The sequence below is a fragment of the Bacillus sp. 491mf genome (assembly GCF_900112415.1).
GTDB lineage: Bacteria > Bacillota > Bacilli > Bacillales > Bacillaceae_G > Bacillus_A.
The window spans coordinates 1-22,040 of sequence record NZ_FOLV01000040.1 but is presented as its reverse complement, the minus strand read 5'-3'; the positions used below and the strand labels follow the sequence as shown (position 1 = coordinate 22,040).

Genomic DNA, 22,040 nt, shown 5'->3' with positions numbered 1-22,040 from the left:
TCATGCAACATGTTCTGTCTTTTTAATTTCATCTACGCTAACGTAGTATCCGTCGTCGTAATCAAACGAGCGCCAGATCATACAACCTAACATACCAATACCACCGACAATTGCTAACCCGAACCAGCTAAATACTAACGCAAAACCTGCAAGACCGATAAAGCAAGACATAATAATTGGAACACCTGAATTGCTCGGCATATGAATCGGTTTTAATTCTTCAGGTTTTGGTATAATAGACTCACCATTTTTCTTCATTTCCCAGAATACATCACTAGACTTAATTTCTGGTAATTTTGCGAAGTTGTAATGTTGTACAGGAGATTGTGTCGCCCATTCAAGTGTACGAGCATCCCAAGGATCTCCAGTTACATCGCGCTCACCATGACGAATGCTATAAATTACGTTGTAGCATAATATAGCGAAGCCGACTGCCATCATTACTGCACCGACAGATGCGATTAAGTTTAATCCGCCCCATCCAAGGTTTGCAGAGTAAGTGTACATACGACGAGTCATACCGTCTAAACCTAGGAAATACATTGGGAAGAAACAGATGTTAAATCCGATCATAAAGATCCAGAATGTCCATTTACCAAGACGTTCATTTAGCATATGACCAGTCATCTTTGGATACCAGAATGTAAATCCAGCAAGCATCGCGAATACTGTACCTGCGATTAATACGTAGTGGAAGTGAGCGATTAGGAAGTAGCTGTTATGGTATTGATAATCAGCTGCTGCCATCGCAAGCATAACCCCCGTAACCCCACCAATTACGAAGTTTGGAATAAACGCCAATGACCAAAGCATTGGAACTGTAAAACGAATACGTCCTTTATAAAGCGTAAACAACCAGTTAAAGATCTTAACACCAGTTGGAATCGAAATCGCCATTGTCGAAATCGAGAAGAATGAGTTAACTGCTGGACCTGCACCCATTGTAAAGAAGTGATGCAGCCATACAAGACCACTTAAAGTTGCGATTGCAACCATTGAGTAAACCATTGCTGTATATCCAAATAATCGTTTACGTGAGAACGTACTTACGATTTCAGAGAAAATACCAAATGCCGGTAAAATAACGATATATACTTCAGGGTGACCCCATACCCAGAACAAGTTCGCCCAAAGCATTGGCATACCGCCGCTCGCCATCGTAAAGAAGTGAGCATCGAATAAACGGTCAAATGACATTAATGCAAGAGCAACTGTTAATACTGGGAATGCAAAGATGATGATAAGACATGTAATTAAAATAGACCAAGTAAACATTGGCATTTGCATTAATTTCATGCCTGGTGCACGCATTTTCAAGATTGTTACAAGGAAGTTAATCCCTGTCATCAGCGTCCCGAGACCTGAAATCTGCACTGCAATTGCATAGTAGTTATTTCCTACCCCAGGGCTAAATTCTGTACCAGCCATTGGGAAGTATGATGTCCACCCAGCGTCTGGAGAACCACCGATAACGAAGGCGATGTTAAATAACATAGCACCTACGAAGAATAACCAAAAACTTAATGCATTTAAGAAAGGATATGCAACGTCACGTGCTCCAATTTGAAGAGGAACAACAACGTTCATAAGTCCCATAACAAACGGCATTGCCATGAAGAGAATCATAACTGTACCGTGTGTTGTAAAGATTCCGTTATAGTGTTCAGCGTTTAAATATGTTGTGTCAGGGAACGTCAACTGAGCACGAATCATTAATCCGTCCATACCGCCGCGGAACATCATAACAATTGCTGAAATGATATACATCAAACCAATTTTCTTATGGTCAACAGAAGTTAACCACTCATCCCAAAGCCATCTCCACTTTTTGTACTTTGTCAGCACAAAAATGATTCCTAACGTCACAAGAACAATAGATGCATCCGCTCCGTAGATAATCGGATCGCCTGTGACAAAAAATTCATCAAGCTTCACTATATTCACTCCAATCTGTTGGAATATTCGTTATTACTTTTTGTTTTTGTAGTAGTTGTAATCACAATATTCAAGTGATTTTGGATCTACATATTTTAAATGTGTATTAGAGAATGTCATACGCCCTACTACACCCGGTTGAATGATTTCTTTATATTTGTTTTCTGATAAATTAGGAGCACCTTTTGCTTCTTTTACCCACTTGTTATATTCTTCTTTTGTTTTCGCTTCAAGTTCAAATTCCATGTGAGTAAATCCTTCACCGGAGAAGTTTGCACTACGTCCAGTGTAAGAGCCTGGCTTATCAGCTTGTAAATATAAATCCATAATCATGCCATCCATTGTATACTTCATTCCACCAAGTTCTGGAACCCAGAAAGCATTCATTGGACCAACAGAAGTTAACTTAAATTGAATTGGTACACCTGCTGGTACATTTAAATAGTTAACGGTTTCAATTCCTTCCTCAGGATAACTGAATAACCATTTCCAGTTAGCAGATGTAACGTAAATTTCAACAGGTTTAATATCTTTCGTTTGCTCTGGTGGTTTTTCCGATGCATATGTTGCTTTCACTGTGGGAATTGCTAACGCAACCACGATGATAATAGGGAAAATAGTCCAAATAACTTCTAAAAGAGTATTACCGTGTATATCAGGTGGCTCATAATCCATGTTTTCTGGTTTTTCACGGTAACGAATTAAAATGATTGTAAATAGGACAAATACAACTACAATTATTACGGACATCAGAATGAGCGACCAAATAATTAAGTCATACTGCGATTTTGCAACAGGCCCTTGTGGATTTAATACAGCGATTTTTTCGCATCCACCGAGGAACAAGAGTAATGATAGTGGAAGAAGAGAAGCCAACTTCCAAAATTTTTTTTTCAGTTGCACGATTGAAAATCTCCTTTCTCCTTGGATTGAAACTATGCCAATAAAACAATATAAACCTATTAATTTATAGATAGCAATAGTTTTTGAGATATTGTTAAAAAATAGACACAAATACACGGTTTTTACACTCAAAACCATTTGCAACTTGAATATATTGTAAACCATTTTTAGAAGCATGTTTTGTTTTTTGGAATTTTAAGATAAATAAAGTTATACCAGGATATCCAATAAATAGAAAAAAGCTATCTTATGATAAGACAGCTGAATATTTTGTATATTTAGTTTATTTTCAAGAGACGTTTTTTTGCTTGTCAAATGTGACAACTTTTTTATATTTTAATTTATAAAAAATGTAACAAATAATCATGAATGGTATGCCGCAATATAAAGCAATTCGTTGCTCTGGAATAAATGCTAAGCTTATAAATGTAATAAAGTTTAAAGAGAACGCTGCAATAGGAACAAGTGGATAAAGCGGTGCACGATATTTTAAATCTCGTATATCCCCGCCGTTCTTAATAAATTCTCTTCTAAAGAAAAATTGAGATGCAGCAATCGACATCCAAACAACAACAGCTGCCATAGCCGCAATAGATGTTAATACTAAAAAGACGGTATCAGCGGCAAATACACTTGTTAAAAGAGAAAGTCCAGCAAAGATTAAGCTGAAAATTAAGGCATTGATCGGTACCCCTTTTTTCGTTAATTTTGTAAAGCGCTGACTTCCCATCCCTTGTTTTGCCATCGCCCACAGCATACGGGAGTTTGCATACAAACCAGAGTTTGCTACGGATAATACAGCTGTAATAATAACAAAGTTCATAATGTCTGCTGCATACGGGATTCCAACTGTGTCAAAAACGAGTACGAATGGGCTTTCCACAAGATTCGCTTCTTTCCACGGTAGTAACCCTACAACCACTGAAATGGCAAGAACAAAAAAGAAAAGTGTTCGCCAAATTGTACTTTTTATAGCACGCGGTATTGTTATTTCCGGCTGCTTACTTTCACCCGAAGCAATACCAATTAATTCTGTTCCTTGGAACGCATAGTTAACGGTAATCATTGTAAGAAGAACAGCTAGCAACCCGTTTGGAAATAACCCGCCATTTTCTGTGAAGTTATGGAACATTGGTGCCGGCTTACCACTAAAGTCTAATACACCAAACATAACAGCGCCGCCGAGTAAAATAAAAAGAATAATTGTTATTACTTTAACACTTGCAAACCAAAATTCAGCTTCTGCATATGCACGCGCAGAGGAAGCGTTTACAATAAAGAGTATGGCAGCAAATAAAACACACCATATCCAAGATGAAACATCTGGAAACCAGCGCTTCATTAAAATGCTGACAGTCGTTAATTCAACTCCGACGGTTACAGCCCAGTTTAGCCAATACATCCAACCCACCACAAATCCAAAACCAGGTGAAATATATTTGCTAGCATAACTTTGAAAAGAACCTGATTCAGGCATTGCTACCGTCAGCTCCCCGAGACAAAGCATCGTTAAATACATAACAAATCCGCCAACTAAATAGGCAAGAATGGCTCCTCCTGGTCCAGCATTGTGAACAGTTTGTCCAGATCCCATAAATAATCCAGTTCCGATAACTCCCCCAAGAGCAATCATGAAGAGGTGTCTGCTTTGCATCGTACGTTTTAGCTCATTTTGCTGCTTCTCTTCTTGTATCATATACCCCTCACCTCATATTTTTATAATGTTTAGAAAGCATTAGTGAACCGCCAATTCAATTTTCCCTCATCAAATAAACTTAACCAAGTTAAACATGTTTTTATTTTAACAAAATATTCTAAAATTGTATATTTATTTTTCTTTCTATTTAAAAAAGTAAGAATTTTTAGATCTGAATGTTGGAATAACAATCTATAGAATCGTTCTAGTAAACTAGTACAAACAAAGGTACAATGAAGAGAGTATCCTTTTCAAAATGTAGGAAAATAATTATGTAATGGAGTTAGAGATATGTTTAGAAGCATCAAATACATATGTATTTTAAGTATTTGCGTTATTGTTTGCGTGGCATGCAATAAAGAAGTTATGGGCGTAATTGAAACAGGAAAAAATAAAATCTTTCAAAAAACGCAAGAACTACGTGTAGACTTTTCATTCAAAATGAAAGAGCAAGCGATGATTGAAAATGTTCCATTTATTAAACAGCTTCCTGAATTAGAGCGCGGCTGTGAAGTGACTAGTTTAGCAATGTTGTTGCAATATAAAGGAATTAAAGTGGACAAAATGACGCTTGCGAATGAAATTACTCGTGTCCCATTTGAATCAAACGGTGTGAAGGGAAATCCACACGAAGGATTTGTTGGAAATATTTACACAAAGTCTGAACGAGGCTACGGTGTATACCATCAACCAATTTATAAATTAGCACAAAAATATGTTCCTGATAAAACGATTGATTTATCAGGAAGAGAAATCAAAGATATATATAAAGTACTTAGCGCTGGTTCGCCAGTATGGATTATTGCTAATACAACTTTTCAGCCGCTAGCTGCGGATAGCTTTGAAAGTTGGAATACAAATGCCGGAGAATTAAAGATTACATATTTTGAACATAGTGTAGTTATTACTGGTTATGATCAAAACTTTGTATATGTAAATGATCCACTAGCAAGTAAACCGCGTAAAAGTATTCCGCGCTCTCAATTTGAAAAAGCATGGGAGCAAATGGGAAAACAAGCTATTACTATTTTGTAATGATGGAAAGAAAGCTATCGATTTTGATAGCTTTTTGTTTTTTATTGGACAATATATATAAGATCAAAAACCTTTCTTTTTTTGGGGAGAGCGAGATAAACTGGCCATGCGTAGATGCGGTCAGGGCCCTTTTCTGCTACTTGCCATGTTTTAAAACAAAAGGAGTAAGCGAGTGCTAGGCATGGGATATTTTTCGTAGCAACGATTTGGATGTTGAAACATGAAAATGAATTTATATATATAGACGTCCCTCTTTCTTTTCGGGATGTCAAGAGCGTCTGGCCATGTGTAGATGTAGGGTGAGAATAAAGTTTGAATAGAACTTTCCCTTCAATCATTATTTAACAACAAATATAAAAACTCCATTTTGAAAAAAAGATTGATCAAAATGGAGTTTTTCTTTTTAGTTAAGGATGAAATTTTTATAAAGTTAGTTCTTACCGATTAATATTTCTAAATCAACAGTGATTTGAGCTGAACTCCCTTCCAAGAATGATTTAACTTGTTTTTTTGTGGTCGCCCATAATAAAGGAGTCATTTGAACTAACGATTGCATTGATAGATTATCAAGTGTCACGGTATAACATAATCTTGAACTATCTATCAATTGGAAGTTCTCATTAAATCGTTCAACAGTATCAACATTAGAATAAGATTGTTTTTCAGATCCATCGAATATAATTTCTCTTAATTCTTTTAAGTATTCACTTCCAGGAACGACTTTAATTACTAAACCATCAGCTTTTAACAATCTATTAAATTCTGCATAATTGGAAGGTGATAAGATATTCAGAATAATATCAAATTGCTTATCTTGAAATGGTGTATTTGCTAGGTCGGCAACAGTCCAAATCTTATTAGTGTAGTTCTTAGCGGCTACCAAAACACCTTCTTTAGAAAGATCAATCCCTACTCCTGTAACTATTTTTTTATAAGCAGAACTAGCGATTTCACAAATGCTAGTTAGTTGAGAACCTTCGCCACATCCCATATCAATTACAGATATTGATTCTTTTTTAACAGCGACATGCTTATTTATGCTTTCAACAATTACCTGACTTAATAGTGCAAAAAAACCATCCTCTGCAATAATTTTTCTTCGCGCTTCAAAAAGTTCCTTAGTGTATTTAGTTTTTACTAGTTGAGTTGTCAAGTTGATATATCCTTGTTTAGTAAAATCAAATGTATGGTTATTTGAGCAGATTAAACTCTTTAACTCAAAAACCTTCATTGTTGAGTCGCAAATAGGACACTTGAAAATATGTTCAAATTTACTTAAATATTCTGCGCTCTGCATTCTTTTGTTCATTTTATACAAAGAAGCCACCTCATTCATTTTTAGATAAATGAAAAAGGCATAGACAAATAAACCCTCATCATATTTTCAAAAAAATATGAGTCGGATTTTAAAGTAGTCTATACCTATCACTATCTATATCGAATGAATTGAATGATCATGAGATTAACTCCTTTGTAGATGTATAGGTTTTAACCCATAAAGACACTAACACGATTAAATTTTTATTGCAACTAAATACTTTTAAACGTGATAGTAGAATAAAAAGAGATACAACCGTATGACTTTATTTCAAATCTACGGAAGCGCTCAGGGCCCTTTTCTGCCACTTTTTATGTTTTTAAAACACAAGGAGTGAGCGAGTGCTGGGCATTGTGTTTTTTTCGTAACAGTGACTTAGATATCAAAATACGAAAACCAATTTTTATAGTACAGAAAACATTGTCTATTTTTGTAGCATAACAGATAGAAATGTTTTATAATTTTAAATAGTTAAATAAATTTGTAAGCGGATACAATATTTTTCTTACTAAATACAGGAGGTTTATTATGCAGCACACAAACAAAGCAGATAATTTAAACCGCGGATTAAAACAACGTCATATTACCCTTATGTCACTTGGGTCTGCTATTGGAGTTGGACTATTTTTAGGATCAGCTTCCGCTATTAAACTAGCAGGACCGTCCATTTTATTCGGTTATATCATTGCTGGCCTTGCGATCTTTTTCATTATGCGGGCGCTTGGAGAAATGGCAATTGAACAACCTGTTGCTGGTTCATTCAGTAAATATGCACATGACTATTTAGGCCCACTAGCAGGTTATATCACTGGTTGGAACTATTGGTTCTTATGGGTTGTAACTTGTATGGCTGAAATTACAGCGGCAGGCATTTATATGCAATATTGGTTCCCAAATACGGAACGTTGGGTTTGGGCGTTAATTGCTCTTGTATTAATGAGCGCATTAAACTTTTTATCGGTTAAAGTGTATGGAGAACTTGAGTTTTGGTTTGCTTTAATTAAAATTGTCACAATTATCTGTATGATAATAATTGGCGCTGGCATTATTTTATTCGGTTTTGGAAACGGCGGCGTAGCGACTGGAATTTCAAACCTTTGGTCACACGGCGGTTGGTTTCCAAATGGTTTTTCTGGCCTGCTTCTATCATTACAAATGGTACTATTTGCTTACTTAGGAGTAGAGCTAATTGGTGTAACAGCCGGTGAAGCAGAAAATCCGAAAAAAACATTGTCTAAAGCGATTGATAACGTTTTTTGGCGCATTTTAATCTTCTATGTAGGTGCCTTATTCGTTATGATGGCAATCTATCCATGGAATGAAATTGGTGAAAAAGGAAGTCCATTTGTACTAACGTTTGAACAAATCGGTATTGCGAAAGCAGCAGGAATTATTAACTTTGTTGTCTTAACAGCTGCTCTTTCTTCTTGTAATGGTGGTCTCTTTAGTACAGGCCGTATGCTATTTACATTAGCGCAGCAAAAACAAGCACCAGAAAAATTTGGTCAGTTAAATAAAAATGGAATCCCAAGTAAAGGAATTTTAGCAACAGCTTTCGTATTGTTAATAGGCGTTGTATTAAACTACGTTGTTCCTGCAAAAGTATTTACATGGTTAACGAGTATTTCCACGTTCGGAGCAATTTGGACTTGGGGTGTCATTGTAGTTGCGCAGCTTCGTTTCCGCAAAGGATTATCACAGGAAGCGCAAAATAAATTAACTTATAAAATGCCATTGTATCCACTTAGCTCCTATGTGACGCTCGCTTTCCTTGCTTTAGTATTAGGCATTATGGCATATTCTACTGATACACGTATCGCATTAATTGTTGGACCAATTTGGCTCATCGCTTTAGTAGTTGTTTATTATGCAAAAGGATTTCATACAACAGATAAATCATCGAAATCATCTTCGCAAATTGGATAATGTTGATCCCTTCCTCATCTGAGGGAGGGATTTTTTTCCTCTATTTCTGTATGTAAAAATATTTCTCAACAAAATTCACGATAAGTTTACAAAAATTTATTAATTCCCTCTTTTTTCTTTCGTTATATTCCGTTAAATTAATATAGGGGGCATTTTTATCCGTATGATTAGCTGATAGTTAGCTGAACGAATCGCATTCTTACTTAAACTAACTTACTTTAGGGGGATTCATTATGAAGAAAGAAAAATGGCTGAAACTCACACTCGCAACAGGATTGACATTAAGTATGGCTACCGTATTTAGTTCGACGACTTTTGCTGAAAGCGCTTTAGATCCAGCTCCGCAAATTGCTGCAAAAATTGTGAACGAAAACGCTGGGAAAAAAGTATTATTTGATAATACACATGCTCAAACGGCAGGAACAGCTGATTGGGTTATTGATGGCGGATTTTCTGATTTCGGAAATGGCATTGCAAACAAAGGCTACTTTGTAAAGGAGCTACGTAAATCAACACCTATTACGTATGATGACTTAAAAGATTACAACGTATTTATCGTTCCAGAAGCAAATATTCCGTATAAAAAATCAGAACAAGATGCGATGCTGCAATATGTGAAAAATGGCGGAAGTATCTTTTTTATAGCCGATCATTATAATGCAGACCGCAATAAAAATCGCTGGGATTCCTCAGAAGTTTTCAACGGGTATCGCCGCGGAGCATGGGAAAATCCAGCAAAAGGGATGTCTTCTGAAGAAACATCTTCACAAGCTATGCAAGGTGTAGAAAGTTCTGACTGGCTAGCAAACAACTTTGGCGTACGCTTTCGCTACAATGCAATTGGTGATGTTTCTGCAAATAAAATTGTAGCACCTGATCAATCATTCGGAATTACTACAGGTGTTTCATCTGTTGCCATGCATGCGGGATCTACAATTGCAATTGTAAACCCAAATGTAGCAAAAGGAATTGTCTACTTACCAGAAAGTTTACCTAAGTGGAATAACGCTGTTGATAGCGGTGTATATAACGGCGGCGGCATCGCTGAAGGTCCTTTCGTTGCAGTCGCAAAAGTTGGTTTAGGAAAAGCAGCCTTTATCGGTGACTCTTCGCCAGTTGAAGATGCAACGCCAAAATATGTTCGTGAAGATACGGGACAGTCTAAAAAAACATATGATGGATATAAAGAAGAAAGCGACGCTACTTTATTAACAAATGTTGTAAAATGGCTCTCTACAAAAGAAACATATACTAGTTTAAACCAAGTAAGCGGATTACAACTAGACACACCAACAGCATTAAAAACATTTGAACAACCAAGTGCATCAACTGAGCCGCAACCAGAACCATGGGGTGCCCCTAACCAAGGATATCAATGGTTTAATTCAAGTACATTTAAGTCTGGCTCTTACGGCTATAATAATAGCAATAATAATAATGATGGAAACGTCTCAACAAAAGATTATAACTTTATTCACCCTAGCATTCTTCCAAACAGCGGTGTATTTCAAATAAAAATACAAGCAAATCATTTATTACCAAACACTACTTACAATAATTACTCTTTAGGTATTTATACAAGTGGTGGCACACAAGTAGCAAAAGTTCAAAACGAAAACGGCCTATGGCCTTCTTCTTACGGTTATAGTAATGCATTTTCCTTTACGACAAATAGCCAAGGTGTCGCTGAAAAGGTAGTAAATGTACAAATTGCTCCTTATACAACAGGGCAAGCTACATTACGCCTTCGTCAAAACACGACTGTAAAAGCAAGTGAAACGGTTGTAGTTGGAACATCTGCTATTAAATAAAAAGAATAGGGCTGCCCAAAAGTATTATTCTTATATATTAAGGAGCTATCCAAAAAGTGAAACTTTTTGGATAGCTCCTTTCATTTTTTAGTATGATTCAGCTCAGTAGATCGACTACTTGTATGTTAATTATTGTCGAATTGTCTTTAAATTGTGTCGAATCGCCGATATATTGCAAAGAACGGGCGATAACGGAAGAAAGCACTGTTTCAAAGTTTATTCTCCCCCACATTATCTGTGAATAATTTTTTACAAAAAATAGACCTTTATTGACTTTAAAAAGTTAATAAAGTAAACTATTAATCATCTAAAACTATTTACTTTGTTTTTTATGTTAGGAGGAATTACATATGGAATATGCGCTACAGTTAGATAAAAAACAACAGCCAAAAAAGAAGCATCCTCCAGGTTTGTACTTACTCTTTTTCACAGAAATGTGGGAACGATTTAGCTATTACGGATTACGAGGATTATTAACATTATATTTAACAACTGCCTTAATAAACGGTGGGCTTGGTTTTAGTAAGAGCTGGGCACTTACAATTTACGGATTTTATACAGGGGCTTGTTATTTCACCCCATTAATTGGCGGATTTTTAACCGATCGTTATCTTGGTAGACGATTAGCGATTACACTTGGCGGTATAACAATTGCAATTGGTAACATTACGTTATTTGCACTGCAAAGCCAATTAGGACTATACCTCGGATTAGCGTTCATTATTATCGGGAACGGTTTCTTCAAACCAAATATCTCCACTCTTGTCGGAGAATTATATGCAGAAAACGATTCGCGCCGCGATGGTGCTTTTACAATTTTCTATATGGGAATTAACGTCGGTTCATTCCTCGCTCCACTCGTTTGCGGATATTTATCAGAAGATTTGTTTAAAACAACAGTAGATGGCGTTATGCATTACGGTTTCCGCTATGGATTTTTGGCTGCATCTATCGGGATGATTATCGGACAAATTTTATTTGTAACATTATCAAATCGTTTTCTTGGTGATATTGGTAAAAAACCGACAGCAGCGTTACAAACAGGAACAGGAAACAAAACAGCTGGCAATACACCATTAACGAAAAAAGAGAAACAGCATACAGCTGTGATTATCATTATAACGTGTTTTGTTGTTTTCTTCTGGGCTGGATTTGAACAAGCTGGTAGTTCTTTAACATTATATACAAATAGCTTTGTAGACCGTTCTATATTCGGTTGGGAAATTCCAACATCTTGGTTTCAGTCTGTAAACCCATTGTTCATTATTTTATTAGCACCGATTGTTTCTGCATTTTGGACAAAGCTTGCTTCTACAAAACGTGGTGATTTAAAAGTCCCAACAAAAATGGCTCTTGGGATGATCTTACTTGGAATTGGTTATATGGTTCTTGTTGTTGCTACGTTAAAAACAGGAAGTAATGAACAACAAATTACAGAAAAAGCAAACTTACTCTTTATCGTCTTTACTTACCTATTCCATACATTAGGGGAATTATTCTTATCTCCAGTCGGACTTTCAATGGTAAGTGCACTTGCTCCTATCAAACTCGCATCTTTATTAATGGGCGTTTGGTTAGCAAGTACAGGTGTCGCGAATATTTTAGGTGGACAGTTAGCAAACTTTACAACTTCATTAGGTTATTCAGAAGTATTTGCTATTATTGGAGCTGTCGCTATTTTCTTAGGATGTATCTTACTATTACTTTCCAAAAAATTAGCAAAATGGATGGACTAAAAAAGATGAGGGGATGCCCCTCATCTTTTTTTAATTATTTATTTTTTTTCGTTTGCACCAAGTTCCCAGATACTACATATCGCTTGGAATTATCAAGTACAGATGTACATGTAATAAGGGTTACCTCATTTTTCCCTTGATCTTCAACGACTTCCCATTTATCCGGTGTGACTTCCGTTACTTGTTCTACCGCATATTCATATTCATTTTCACTATCATATAAATATACTTTATCATTCTTTTTCAGTTTCGAAATATCGCTAAATAACACACCTTTTTTCGACATGTTATGTCCTGCTAATGCATAGTTCCCTTTTCCCATCTCTTGTTTCTCTTTTACTGTTGTTGCGCCTGATAATAAATTTCTCTCTGTTGAACCATTTAAAATTGGTAGTTCTAATCCAATACTCGGAATCGACATACGCCCAATCACTTGTTTCTTATCTAATGTAGCATTTGCCACATCCGCTAAGTCCGGTTGATTTATTTTAGAAGCATCAACAAATTTTGTTTCTTGTTTTTCATACTTCATTTTCTTAATAGCTTGTATGTTTTCGTCTTGCATCTTTCCAGCTTTGTAACCATCATAAAATGGTTTGGCAATTAAAACGCCACCCACAATAAATAAAAGAAGTGCTAATATACTATAAATCTTTTTCTTATTCATACTCCAGTTCCTTTCCTTCACAAAATTTTCCTTATATAAAATGATAAAGTAAGAATGCTAGATATACAAGTGACATGTACAAGACAAAGGAAATGGCACTCCTTATTAGGAAGTGCCATGATTATCATTTTTGCAAACAATAAAAGCTCAATGTTCCATCTGCTTCATCTGCACTTACAAATATATTACGGTTGCTAATCTTATGAATCCCTTCCGGTGCTTTTCCTCCTGAAGGAACAAGACCAATATAAACAGGGAACATCGGGATTGTTATATCAAAAAAGAGTACTGCATTTGCCCTTTCAGCAGCCACAGCCATAATCGGACTTTCTTGTATTATTCCTGTCGCAACATTTTCTACTTCACTACCTCGGCTATTACTACGACTATCTGAATACAAACCTTTAGCTGCCACTTTTTCATCAATAAGATTCATACTATCATATACAAGCGAACCGTTTTGACTCCATACAGATATATTGCGTCCACCTGATTTCACACCATCTTTAAATTCATTTTTCCCTAGGTCTCCTTCATTAGCAGTAATTACAAAACGCCCCGATTGATCCCACGTTATACCATCTGGTTCTGGTCTTGCAATCAGTTCATCTTGAAAAGAAACAACACCATCATTTTGCAAATCTGCTTTATGCTTTGTTGTTCCAAGGCCAAATATCGTTTCAATGTTTTGTCCTTGCAAATTAACAATAGCAACTGCATTATTTTCCTGTAATGTAACAGCCGCTTTTTCTCCATTTGGACTAATTGCCACATACTCTGGCTGCGGATCATGCTTGTACACTGTTCCATTTCCAATCTGACTTATATCAATTGATAGCTCATGGTGAATTCCTTTCAATACATCTCCATTAGGGAACGTGATGATAGAAATTGTACCCGGTCGCTTTGTTTTTTTCATATTGACTTCATTTCCGTCATTTGGATCTCCTTCTTCATCCTCATTACAAACTACAAGCTTTGTCCCATCTTTTGATAAAGCAATAGAATCTGGCCCTACACCCACCTCGTATATTTTCACAATATTTTTGGATGATAATTCTATAACTGCTATCTTTCCTCTATGCGCATTATACAAGTTATCCCCGGTACGAAAAGCAACGAATGCATACTTACCATCTGGTGTAACTGTTGTACTCGTCACCTCTGCTTCGGAATGAATTCCTTTCAAACTCACTGTCCCTTTCAGTTGAATATCTTGTAAATTTTCAATTGAAAGGATGCTAATTTGTCCTAAGTCTGCTTCTGTTACAACTAACGTCTTACCATCTGGTGAAGATACCGCGATTTCTGCTTTTTTGCTTGGCATTGAAAAAATAGCCGTTCTTTCTATTTTTGTATTCTTATGCTTATTACGAATAAATTTATTTACCATTTCCTCTATTTGCCCACGAAATGCTGGATTTGAAATACTCCCTTTTGGTAAACTTTCTATTTTATCGGCAAATTGTTTCGTTTCTTGATTGATTTTTTCTGCGTTTACATGATTGCCTGTCCATAATACACTTGCTATAATTCCTCCACAGAGCAAAGCCTTTCTCATTCTCTAATCCCCCCAATTTCAATACTTCTTCTATTGTAAAAAGGATTTGTAAACTCTCCCTATAGCATTTCATTAAACTTTTGTAAAAACACAGAAAAATCCCCTATATTCTCAAAAAAAAGATGTGCTCTTTGGCACACCTTTTACACAACCTTATTACGATATAAAGAAATATGAAATACTGTAGTTGTAATTAGCGAAATGAAAAATAATACGTATAGTGGATATTCTGGAATGTTTTGATTGAATAGTGGATAAAAAGCTAACGCGACAACTGCGAAAGGTATAATACACCATAATGAAAGAAGTGTATTGAGACACGCTTTTGCAGTCAATAATTCTTCTCTCTCATCTTCACTTGGAACTAATAACGGAAATGTCCAAAATGATAATTTCTTATATTTCTTTTTTTGTATTTTGTAACCAATTAATAATCCTATCCCCACAATGCAGATTAATACAGTGGGCGTTAGATCCATCACCACATTCAACGTTTGCTTTTCGTTACGTATAGAGTTTGCAAAGCCGGTAGCCATATGGAAATATTCAATTCCCCACCAACCCACTAGAACAAGTATACCCATATTTATTACATAAGAAAGACCAATTCTATTCATTTTCTTCCGCCCCCTTTTGCAGTACAAATACCTCTTCCATCTGCATACCAAATACATCGCAAATCATAAGCGCTAATAATAATGACGGGACATAATCCCCCTTTTCAATAGCAGCGATCGTTTGCCTCGTTACCCCCACCTTTTCAGCCAATATACTTTGTGAAAAATGAAAACGGGCTCGTAATTCTTTTACTCGATTGTAAATGGTCATTTTTACCACCTCTTACCATTATTGTATGCTAAGCTTTACAAAATGTAAAACTAACTTAACATTTAATTATAAAAAAAATCTACTTTGCTTTTGCAAAGTAGATTTTTACTTTAATCTAAAATAGTAACACGAACTTGTCTTCTACCCCAAGCGCTAGAAGCCCCTTTATCCGGTACGAAAACATCAATACGATATCCTTGAATTGCACCACCAGTATCCGCAGCAATAGCTTCTCCATATCCTTGAACCCATACACGTGAGCCTAATGGAATAACCTTTGGATCAACAGCAATTACTTTTAAATTTGGATTAGCAGTTAAATCATAATGCCCCCATCTAGTGTATACATGATCTCCTGGCTTTGCCCCATTTTCACTTGGGTCATTTGTGTAAGCCGTAGCCTCTACAAAAATTTCACGACCGCCTTTAGTAGGCACATCTGGTGTATCTCGTCTATCTGAAGGCTTGTCACTTACTTGTGGTGCTTGTGGTGCTTGCGATGCTTGTGCTTCTTTTGCAGCTCTTTCACGCTCTGCAGCTGCTTGTTGTTCACGAGCAATTGTATCTTGTACACCCTTCATATCTGCTTCAATCTTTGCTTTTTCTTGTGCAGCAAGTGTAAGCTGACTAGAAATTTGATTATACTTCGCTTGTACAGATTGTAGGTGTTCTTGACGTTTCTTTAAATTGTCTTGTAAATCAGCTTGTACTTTTGCTAATTTTTGTTTATCGCCTTCTAAAGATTTTTCTTTTTCATCAACTATCTTTTTATCGGCTTCAATTTGACGAAGATCTTGTTCTTGTAAACGAAGAATCTCTTTATCTGCATCCATAATTGTAGAAACTGCAGTCATACGTTGCAAGAAATCTGCAATGTTCTTTGAATCTACAATTACTTCTACTACTAAACTTACATTTGGGCTGTCTTGAACAGAGATTATACGCTTTCTCATAATATCTTTACGCATAAGTACTTTGTTTTCTAAACTAATAATCTCTTTCACTTTTTGCTCAATTTGTTTATGCGTTTCATCAATTTTACGCTGAATCGCATCTTGTTCTTGTTTATTTTTTGTAATTGTATTATTTAAATCTGATAATTCTTTTTGAATTCCTTCAATGTCTTTCATTACAGCCTGTTTTTCTTGTTCCTTTTGCTGAATGTCATTGTTATTATTTTGCAATTGCTGCTGCATGTTGTTTAATTTCTCGTCGTTTGACTCAGCTTTTACAGCAACTGTACTAGTGAAACAAATAAATCCAGCTAATACAAGACTACTGATACGCTTAAAATAGTTCATAATCCGACTCCCTTCTCTTACATTTATACATGATTTATTTTACAGTTTGTTTACAAACGTATTAAATACAGTTTATTTTTAGTGGAAAAATATTACTATTAACGGAAAACTTGTAATAAATATATTAGATATTCCATTTTTTATTAATATATTTAAAAATAGTGTTTTACTTTTAATATAAAAAAACTGAATTGATAAGTTCATATTTTTTATCATTTTGCATCCCTATTTATTTTTTGTAAAAAATTGTCGTCTTCCTTACATTTACGCAAACTTTTCTGAATAGTATTATATTTTATATAAACACTTTTTGTTGAATCCATTTGGAACGGAGGAGCCATTCATGTAAGCAATGACTTACTAGGGGGGAATCTTTAAGATGTTATGACTAAAGAAAAACGATACTTACCTTATTACTTTATTATCTTAAAAAAGAGGTGGCCGCTATGTTTATTGTGACAAACATGCTTTATATAAAAAGAAATTGTGAAAAACAAGTACTTACAGCATTACAACAATATTACCCATCGCCTAATACGCTAGGTTTTATTAATATAGAAGTCTCCTATACAAAACATGATAGAGATCATACAGAATTCTTCATTCGCACGTTATGGAAAACGCAAGAGGACTACCAGGAATGGCTAACTTATAAAAAGAAAGCTACTGCAATTACATGGCAGCAGCAAATTCAACCGTATATTCTTTCTTCCAAATCCAATGCAGCTCAGCTACATTATTAAACCATTTATATATGCCTTCTCCTTTTATTTTAAGGCGAAAAAAAAACCTGACCGTTTCTATACGCGGTCAGATGCTCTCTTCTCCCCTAAAAGAAAGGAGTTTGTATGGCTTTATTCCATATGTAACGAAAATACTTTCGCTAAATACGGATTTAAAAACATTGCTGTAGGATCTACTGTTTGCCTCGCCTCTAAAAAATGATGCAATTTAGGATATACTTGTTGCAACATATCATATGTCATTGTATGCATTTTCCCCCAATGCGGACGCCCTTCATACTTTTGAAAAATACGTTCGACTTCTTGAAAATAAGATGTGTACTGCATCCCTCTGTACATATGAACTGCAATATACGCAGAATTTCTTCCGTATGACGGACTCAGCCAAATATCATCTTCTTTTGCATAGCGACATTCAATGGGAAAATGTACTTGAAAATTTTTTTCGTAAATGAGATTATAAATTTCTTCTACTGCCTCTTTCATAGATTCTGCCGGAATACTATACTCCATCTCATAGAAACGGACATTGCGAGCAGTTGCAAACACCTTATAACTCGGACCTATGATTTTCGTATTGGGTACTCCCTTTGCGGATAATTGACTAACACTCTTACTAATAGAAGGAAAAAAGCGGCAACTCTCTGATAACAATGAAAAAGCCATATTTTCTATTAAAGCTGTTTTGAGTTTATGCCACTTTAGTTCTCCTCCTATTTCCTCCGTTACGTTTGTAATTTTCACTTGAACATCGTCAGCATACGGAAAGATAAAAAACTCAAAATGACGATTTTTCTTATATTCTTCCAATTTACTCATAACAGTAGCAAATGATTCTTTTTTACTTTCATAAGCAAGTGAATATGCTGGAATGACTTTTAGTTTAACTTTCACAATAATCCCCAGCATGCCAAGTGACAATTGAAACCCCTTCCAATATTGTGGATATTCTTTTTCAGAACACGTAATCACTTCTCCTGATGCAAGGACAGCTGTTACTTCCACAACCTGTGTTGCTAAATTGCCAAATGAAATCCCCGTTCCATGCGTTCCTGTACTAATTGCCCCAGCAATAGACTGTGCATCAATATCCCCTAAATTCTCTTGTGCATATCCGTTCTCTTGTAATATTTCACCTAACTGATACAACTTTGTACCTGCCCACACTTCTACGATTAATGTCTGTGAATTAATCTCGATTATCCCTTGTAATTCATCCAAAGAAATTAAAATCTCATCTGTCTGAACAAGTGATGTGAATGAATGGCCTGAACCAACCACACGAATACGCTTTCCAACTTCTTTTGCAAACTTCACAGCCTCAGCAACCTCTTCAATGCTTTTCGGATACATCGTATACTGCGGCACTCCTTGTACATTCCCTGTCCAATTCCGCCACTTCTGGCCCCTTATAGAAAGCATTGTCCGTCCCCCCGATATGTTTGATATTCTCCTACTACTTCACCATCAGAAATACGATATAAAGAAGAAAACCTTTCACATAGCTCTCCTGCTTTACTATGCCGAAATACAATCCCCTCGCCAATTCTTAATTGTTCTGTTCCTTCATAGTAAACCGGTGTTTGCACTTCACCTGCTCCTTCTAATGGAAGTAATTTTGCTCCGTTTGGCATATACGGCTGCGGTTGCTTATCCTTTCCAGTCATTCCCGATGCAATATACCCTCCACCTAAACAGGTATAAACATGAGGTTCTGGCTGGCGGACAATCGGTAATACAAATCCAACTGCTGGCTCAAATGCAATGTCTTTATAATAATCAAAAAGCACTGGAGAATAAAAAGCAGACCCAACCGTAATTTCCGTAACAGACTCATCTTGAACGGTTGTCTTTATACTCCCTGTTCCCCCGCCATTTACAAAGCGTAATGAAATTCCTTTTTGCTCTAATGCTTGTACAATGAACCCTCGTCTTTTTGTAACTTCTCTTACAGACCGTCTTTTTAAATAAGAAACCACTTTGTTTTGTAATGTTTGTTTTGGTACATGATCCCCTACACCTGCTATCTGTGCTTCATAACCCATAACACCATCTATTTTCAAACAGGATGATTGTAAAACTCTATTAGCCACTTGTAATACTTGTTCTGCAATGCGCAACGGAGACCGTTTTACTCCAAAATGAAAGCCAAGAAAACGACTGCTCATATCAATATCAAAACAAATACGAAACGTTCCTTCTACTTGCAAAGCAATATGCTCCAAATACAAAATATGCTCTTCGCAATCTACCATGCAAGTAATCTTGTACCCTTGTTTTGTAAGTATACTTATTTTCTTCAAAGCCTCTTCATCCCAAACTGGATATCCGAGCAATAAATCATCAAATCCCTGTTCAATTAAAAACAGAACCTCCGCTGGTGAGTAACACATAATTCCTTGAAAACAAGAATGTGATTGTAAAATTTTCTTCATCACTGAAACAGAACGTAATGATTTGCTCGCAATTCTAATACGTTTTCCTTTATGAAGCTGAATAATAGATTGAATATTTCTCTCTAATGCATCTTCATTAAGAAATGCGCATGGCATTGAAAGTCCTTGAAACGTTCTACGATCCACATCACTTCCCCCTCCCATATATTTCCTATATATATTGGAAAGAAAATGAAAATTTCCTCTTCTAAAGAAAAAAGTTCCTTCTCACCGAAGAAACTTTTTTCACATATTTTATAGAGAGTGCTGGAACTCCCCATTCGTTTATTACTAACATTATGAATAAATGATATAATCTATATTTATGTTATGTAATAAATTAATTGAAAAGGTGAGAAGGCATGGAGAAATGGCTTACACTTCGAGAAATTGCTCGAAATACATCTATACCTATTCAAACGGTAAAACGCTATGTAGAGGATTATCAATCATGTTTAATTATGCGTAAAGAAGAAGAAGTTTATCTTTTTCATGAAACATGTATTTCTACACTACAAGAGATTAGACAATGGTATAAAAAAGGAAAGAATAAAGAAGAAATCAAAATGATTTTGACCAAAGCTTATAGCAATCCCACGACAATGGTAGTTAAGAGGAATACATGTAATGATGACCCTCTATTATTAGAAATACACCAAAATTTAAAAAAAGAAAATAATGCTCATCAAGATCTTATGAGGATGCTTCAAAAACAAAGCAACGAGATAAGTAAGCTACAGCAAAAATTAAATGAACATCTAGCACAAAAAGAACGTATCGCAATAGCAGAAAGAGATCGTACATTAACACAATTACTTAGAGAGATGCAAAATGTAAAAAGAGAAATAGCAAAATCAAAGAAAAGACCTTGGTGGAAAGTTTTCTTTTTTGAAAAGAACTGAAATTACATTTATATACATATTTCTTTCTTAATTCGCGGGAAGCAAGACCTTTACTGATTAAAGTTTCACTTTATTTTTAGTGAAATCACGTAAGTTTTCCTTTCTTCTTGAAAATGCTAGACTTTTTTTGACGATTTTATTATGTTAAATATTGTGCACAAAAAGGAAAGCTCAAATTTGAGTGTTGGGAGTAGTTTATGTCAGTAAATAAACAACAAAAACGCTTAATATTCTTGCTAACTGTTGTGTTGGTTGCAGTATTCCTATGCGTTAGTTGTCAAAACAAGAAAACAAGTTCGAAAAAGTCTCATGATGATGTAGCGGATGTACATGAGAATAAAGATTCTGAACAATCAAGCAAGAGTGATTCTTCTAAAGTAGACGTTAAAAATAATATTTCTAACCAATCACAAAATGAGAATCCTCCGAATTCAGAAAATGAAAGTAATATTCCGAAACAATCAATTGAGACAGATCACACTAGTGATTCACCTCAAAATGAGGACGATAGCGATTCAGATGAAGAAGTTTTTTCTACCGAAGTACAGAAGGAATCTACTTTCGTTAAGCTAGAACAAACGGACAACAATCGCGATTTAAACAACATGAATAATTTAATACAACCAGCAGAAGTTAGTGAGGCACAGGAAAAAGAAAAGCTAGACGAAGCTAATAAGCTGGAAGCCGAAAAGCGCGAAGCTGAAAAGCAGGAAGCTGAAAAGCAGGAAGCTGAAAAGCAAGAAGAAGCTAAAAAGCAAGAAGAAGCTAGAAAGCAGGAAGAAGCTAGAAAGCAGGAAGAAGCTAGAAAGCAGAATGAAGCTGATAAGCAGAATGAAGCTGATAAGCAGAACGACGCTAAAAAGCAAGAAGAAGCTAAAAAGCAGGAAGAAGCTAGAAAGCAAGAAGAAGCTAGAAAGCAAGAAGAAGCTAGAAAGCAAGAAGAAGCTGAAAGGCTAGAAACCGAAAAGTGGGAAGCCGAAAAGCTGAAAGCCGAAAAGCTGAAAGCCGAAGAGCTGGAAGCCAAAGAGCTGGAAGCTAAAGAGCTGGAAGCCAAAGAGCTGGAAGCCGAAAAGCTGGAAGCCGAAAAGCGGGAAGAAGCTGAAAAGCGGGAAGAAGCTGAAAAGCAGGAAGAAGCTAAAAAGCAGGAAGAAGCTAAAAAGCAGAATGAAGCTGATAAGCAGAACGACGCTGATAAGCAGAATGAAGCTGATAAGCAGAGCGACGCCGATAAGCAGAGCGACGC

General features: G+C 35.8%; 18 protein-coding genes. 7 read left to right on the top strand and 11 right to left on the bottom strand.

Going from position 1 to position 22,040, the window contains the following annotated elements:
* From qoxB to BM211_RS21895, 3 genes are all read right to left on the bottom strand, one after another.
* Window positions 1-1,935 carry a cytochrome aa3 quinol oxidase subunit I gene (qoxB, locus tag BM211_RS21905; RefSeq protein WP_035433427.1) on the bottom strand — a complete coding sequence of 645 codons (1,935 nt, stop codon included), beginning with the start codon at window positions 1,933-1,935 and terminating at the stop codon, window positions 1-3.
* A 33-nt stretch (window positions 1,936-1,968) separates the two neighbouring features.
* Window positions 1,969-2,838 (bottom strand): cytochrome aa3 quinol oxidase subunit II, encoded by an 870-nt coding sequence (gene qoxA, locus BM211_RS21900; protein WP_090999565.1) that lies wholly within the window; start codon window positions 2,836-2,838, stop codon window positions 1,969-1,971.
* A 289-nt stretch (window positions 2,839-3,127) separates the two neighbouring features.
* Window positions 3,128-4,534 (bottom strand): amino acid permease, encoded by a 1,407-nt coding sequence (locus BM211_RS21895; RefSeq protein ID WP_035433425.1) that lies wholly within the window; start codon window positions 4,532-4,534, stop codon window positions 3,128-3,130.
* Window positions 4,535-4,825: 291 nt separating this feature from the next.
* On the opposite strand from BM211_RS21895, the gene BM211_RS21890 reads away from it, so the two are divergent.
* Window positions 4,826-5,569 carry a C39 family peptidase gene (locus tag BM211_RS21890; protein ID WP_090999563.1) on the top strand — a complete coding sequence of 248 codons (744 nt, stop codon included), beginning with the start codon at window positions 4,826-4,828 and terminating at the stop codon, window positions 5,567-5,569.
* A 430-nt stretch (window positions 5,570-5,999) separates the two neighbouring features.
* Here BM211_RS21890 and BM211_RS21885 read toward each other — a convergent pair whose 3' ends face one another.
* A complete protein-coding gene (locus tag BM211_RS21885; RefSeq protein ID WP_090999582.1) occupies window positions 6,000-6,878 on the bottom strand; it encodes a putative RNA methyltransferase in 879 nt (292 codons plus the stop codon).
* Window positions 6,879-7,415: 537 nt separating this feature from the next.
* On the opposite strand from BM211_RS21885, the gene BM211_RS21880 reads away from it, so the two are divergent.
* The 3 genes from BM211_RS21880 (at window position 7,416) to BM211_RS21870 (ending at window position 12,360) form a co-directional block, all read left to right on the top strand.
* Window positions 7,416-8,813, top strand: a complete 1,398-nt coding sequence (locus tag BM211_RS21880; RefSeq protein ID WP_090999561.1) for an amino acid permease — start codon at window positions 7,416-7,418, stop codon at window positions 8,811-8,813.
* 233 nt (window positions 8,814-9,046) lie between these two features.
* Window positions 9,047-10,624, top strand: coding sequence for a DNA-binding protein (locus tag BM211_RS21875; protein ID WP_035433422.1), 1,578 nt, complete (start codon window positions 9,047-9,049; stop codon window positions 10,622-10,624).
* A gap of 350 nt (window positions 10,625-10,974) precedes the next feature.
* Window positions 10,975-12,360: a peptide MFS transporter gene (locus BM211_RS21870; RefSeq protein WP_090999559.1), complete on the top strand. Its 1,386-nt coding sequence runs from the start codon at window positions 10,975-10,977 to the stop codon at window positions 12,358-12,360.
* A gap of 34 nt (window positions 12,361-12,394) precedes the next feature.
* Here BM211_RS21870 and BM211_RS21865 read toward each other — a convergent pair whose 3' ends face one another.
* The 5 genes from BM211_RS21865 to BM211_RS21845 all read right to left on the bottom strand — a co-directional run bounded on the left by BM211_RS21865 (window position 12,395) and on the right by BM211_RS21845 (window position 16,717).
* A complete protein-coding gene (locus BM211_RS21865) occupies window positions 12,395-13,027 on the bottom strand; it encodes a class A sortase (RefSeq protein ID WP_090999556.1) in 633 nt (210 codons plus the stop codon).
* Between the two features lie 124 nt (window positions 13,028-13,151).
* Window positions 13,152-14,588 (bottom strand): choice-of-anchor I domain-containing protein, encoded by a 1,437-nt coding sequence (locus BM211_RS21860; RefSeq protein WP_035433419.1) that lies wholly within the window; start codon window positions 14,586-14,588, stop codon window positions 13,152-13,154.
* Between the two features lie 143 nt (window positions 14,589-14,731).
* Window positions 14,732-15,205, bottom strand: a complete 474-nt coding sequence (locus BM211_RS21855; RefSeq protein WP_035433418.1) for a hypothetical protein — start codon at window positions 15,203-15,205, stop codon at window positions 14,732-14,734.
* The gene (locus BM211_RS21850) at window positions 15,198-15,416 is read right to left on the bottom strand and encodes a helix-turn-helix transcriptional regulator (RefSeq protein WP_035433417.1); all 219 of its coding nucleotides are present in this window, start codon (window positions 15,414-15,416) and stop codon (window positions 15,198-15,200) included. The genes BM211_RS21855 and BM211_RS21850 overlap by 8 nt, the downstream gene beginning before the upstream one ends.
* 110 nt (window positions 15,417-15,526) lie before the next feature.
* A complete protein-coding gene (locus BM211_RS21845) occupies window positions 15,527-16,717 on the bottom strand; it encodes a 3D domain-containing protein (RefSeq protein ID WP_090999554.1) in 1,191 nt (396 codons plus the stop codon).
* A gap of 446 nt (window positions 16,718-17,163) precedes the next feature.
* Here BM211_RS21845 and BM211_RS21840 point away from each other — a divergent pair, with 446 nt between their 5' ends.
* Window positions 17,164-17,460 (top strand): antibiotic biosynthesis monooxygenase, encoded by a 297-nt coding sequence (locus BM211_RS21840; protein WP_035433415.1) that lies wholly within the window; start codon window positions 17,164-17,166, stop codon window positions 17,458-17,460.
* A 111-nt stretch (window positions 17,461-17,571) separates the two neighbouring features.
* Here the strand turns inward: BM211_RS21840 and BM211_RS21835 are convergent, their stop codons facing one another.
* Both BM211_RS21835 and BM211_RS21830 read right to left on the bottom strand, forming a co-directional pair.
* Entirely contained in the window at window positions 17,572-18,882 is a 1,311-nt protein-coding gene (locus BM211_RS21835) for a D-arabinono-1,4-lactone oxidase (protein WP_090999552.1), read from the bottom strand.
* Window positions 18,870-20,042 (bottom strand): amino acid deaminase/aldolase, encoded by a 1,173-nt coding sequence (locus BM211_RS21830; protein WP_090999549.1) that lies wholly within the window; start codon window positions 20,040-20,042, stop codon window positions 18,870-18,872. The genes BM211_RS21835 and BM211_RS21830 overlap by 13 nt, the downstream gene beginning before the upstream one ends.
* 215 nt (window positions 20,043-20,257) lie before the next feature.
* On the opposite strand from BM211_RS21830, the gene BM211_RS21825 reads away from it, so the two are divergent.
* Window positions 20,258-20,797, top strand: a complete 540-nt coding sequence (locus BM211_RS21825) for a DUF3967 domain-containing protein (RefSeq protein WP_090999578.1) — start codon at window positions 20,258-20,260, stop codon at window positions 20,795-20,797.
* A 197-nt stretch (window positions 20,798-20,994) separates the two neighbouring features.
* The coding region (locus tag BM211_RS26585; RefSeq protein ID WP_177206983.1) for a coiled-coil domain-containing protein at window positions 20,995-22,040 on the top strand (1,046 nt) is incomplete at its 3' end.

Coding starts and splice junctions, on each gene's coding strand:
- BM211_RS21890 (WP_090999563.1), top strand. CDS start 4,826: ATGTTTAGAAGCATCAAATACATATGTATTTTAAGTATTTGCGTTATT.
- BM211_RS21870 (WP_090999559.1), top strand. CDS start 10,975: ATGGAATATGCGCTACAGTTAGATAAAAAACAACAGCCAAAAAAGAAG.
- BM211_RS21845 (WP_090999554.1), bottom strand. CDS start 16,717: ATGAACTATTTTAAGCGTATCAGTAGTCTTGTATTAGCTGGATTTATT.
- BM211_RS21865 (WP_090999556.1), bottom strand. CDS start 13,027: ATGAATAAGAAAAAGATTTATAGTATATTAGCACTTCTTTTATTTATT.
- BM211_RS21885 (WP_090999582.1), bottom strand. CDS start 6,878: ATGAACAAAAGAATGCAGAGCGCAGAATATTTAAGTAAATTTGAACAT.
- BM211_RS21880 (WP_090999561.1), top strand. CDS start 7,416: ATGCAGCACACAAACAAAGCAGATAATTTAAACCGCGGATTAAAACAA.
- BM211_RS21835 (WP_090999552.1), bottom strand. CDS start 18,882: ATGCTTTCTATAAGGGGCCAGAAGTGGCGGAATTGGACAGGGAATGTA.
- BM211_RS21840 (WP_035433415.1), top strand. CDS start 17,164: ATGTTTATTGTGACAAACATGCTTTATATAAAAAGAAATTGTGAAAAA.
- BM211_RS21855 (WP_035433418.1), bottom strand. CDS start 15,205: ATGAATAGAATTGGTCTTTCTTATGTAATAAATATGGGTATACTTGTT.
- BM211_RS21825 (WP_090999578.1), top strand. CDS start 20,258: ATGGAGAAATGGCTTACACTTCGAGAAATTGCTCGAAATACATCTATA.
- BM211_RS21860 (WP_035433419.1), bottom strand. CDS start 14,588: ATGAGAAAGGCTTTGCTCTGTGGAGGAATTATAGCAAGTGTATTATGG.
- BM211_RS21850 (WP_035433417.1), bottom strand. CDS start 15,416: ATGACCATTTACAATCGAGTAAAAGAATTACGAGCCCGTTTTCATTTT.
- BM211_RS21895 (WP_035433425.1), bottom strand. CDS start 4,534: ATGATACAAGAAGAGAAGCAGCAAAATGAGCTAAAACGTACGATGCAA.
- BM211_RS21875 (WP_035433422.1), top strand. CDS start 9,047: ATGAAGAAAGAAAAATGGCTGAAACTCACACTCGCAACAGGATTGACA.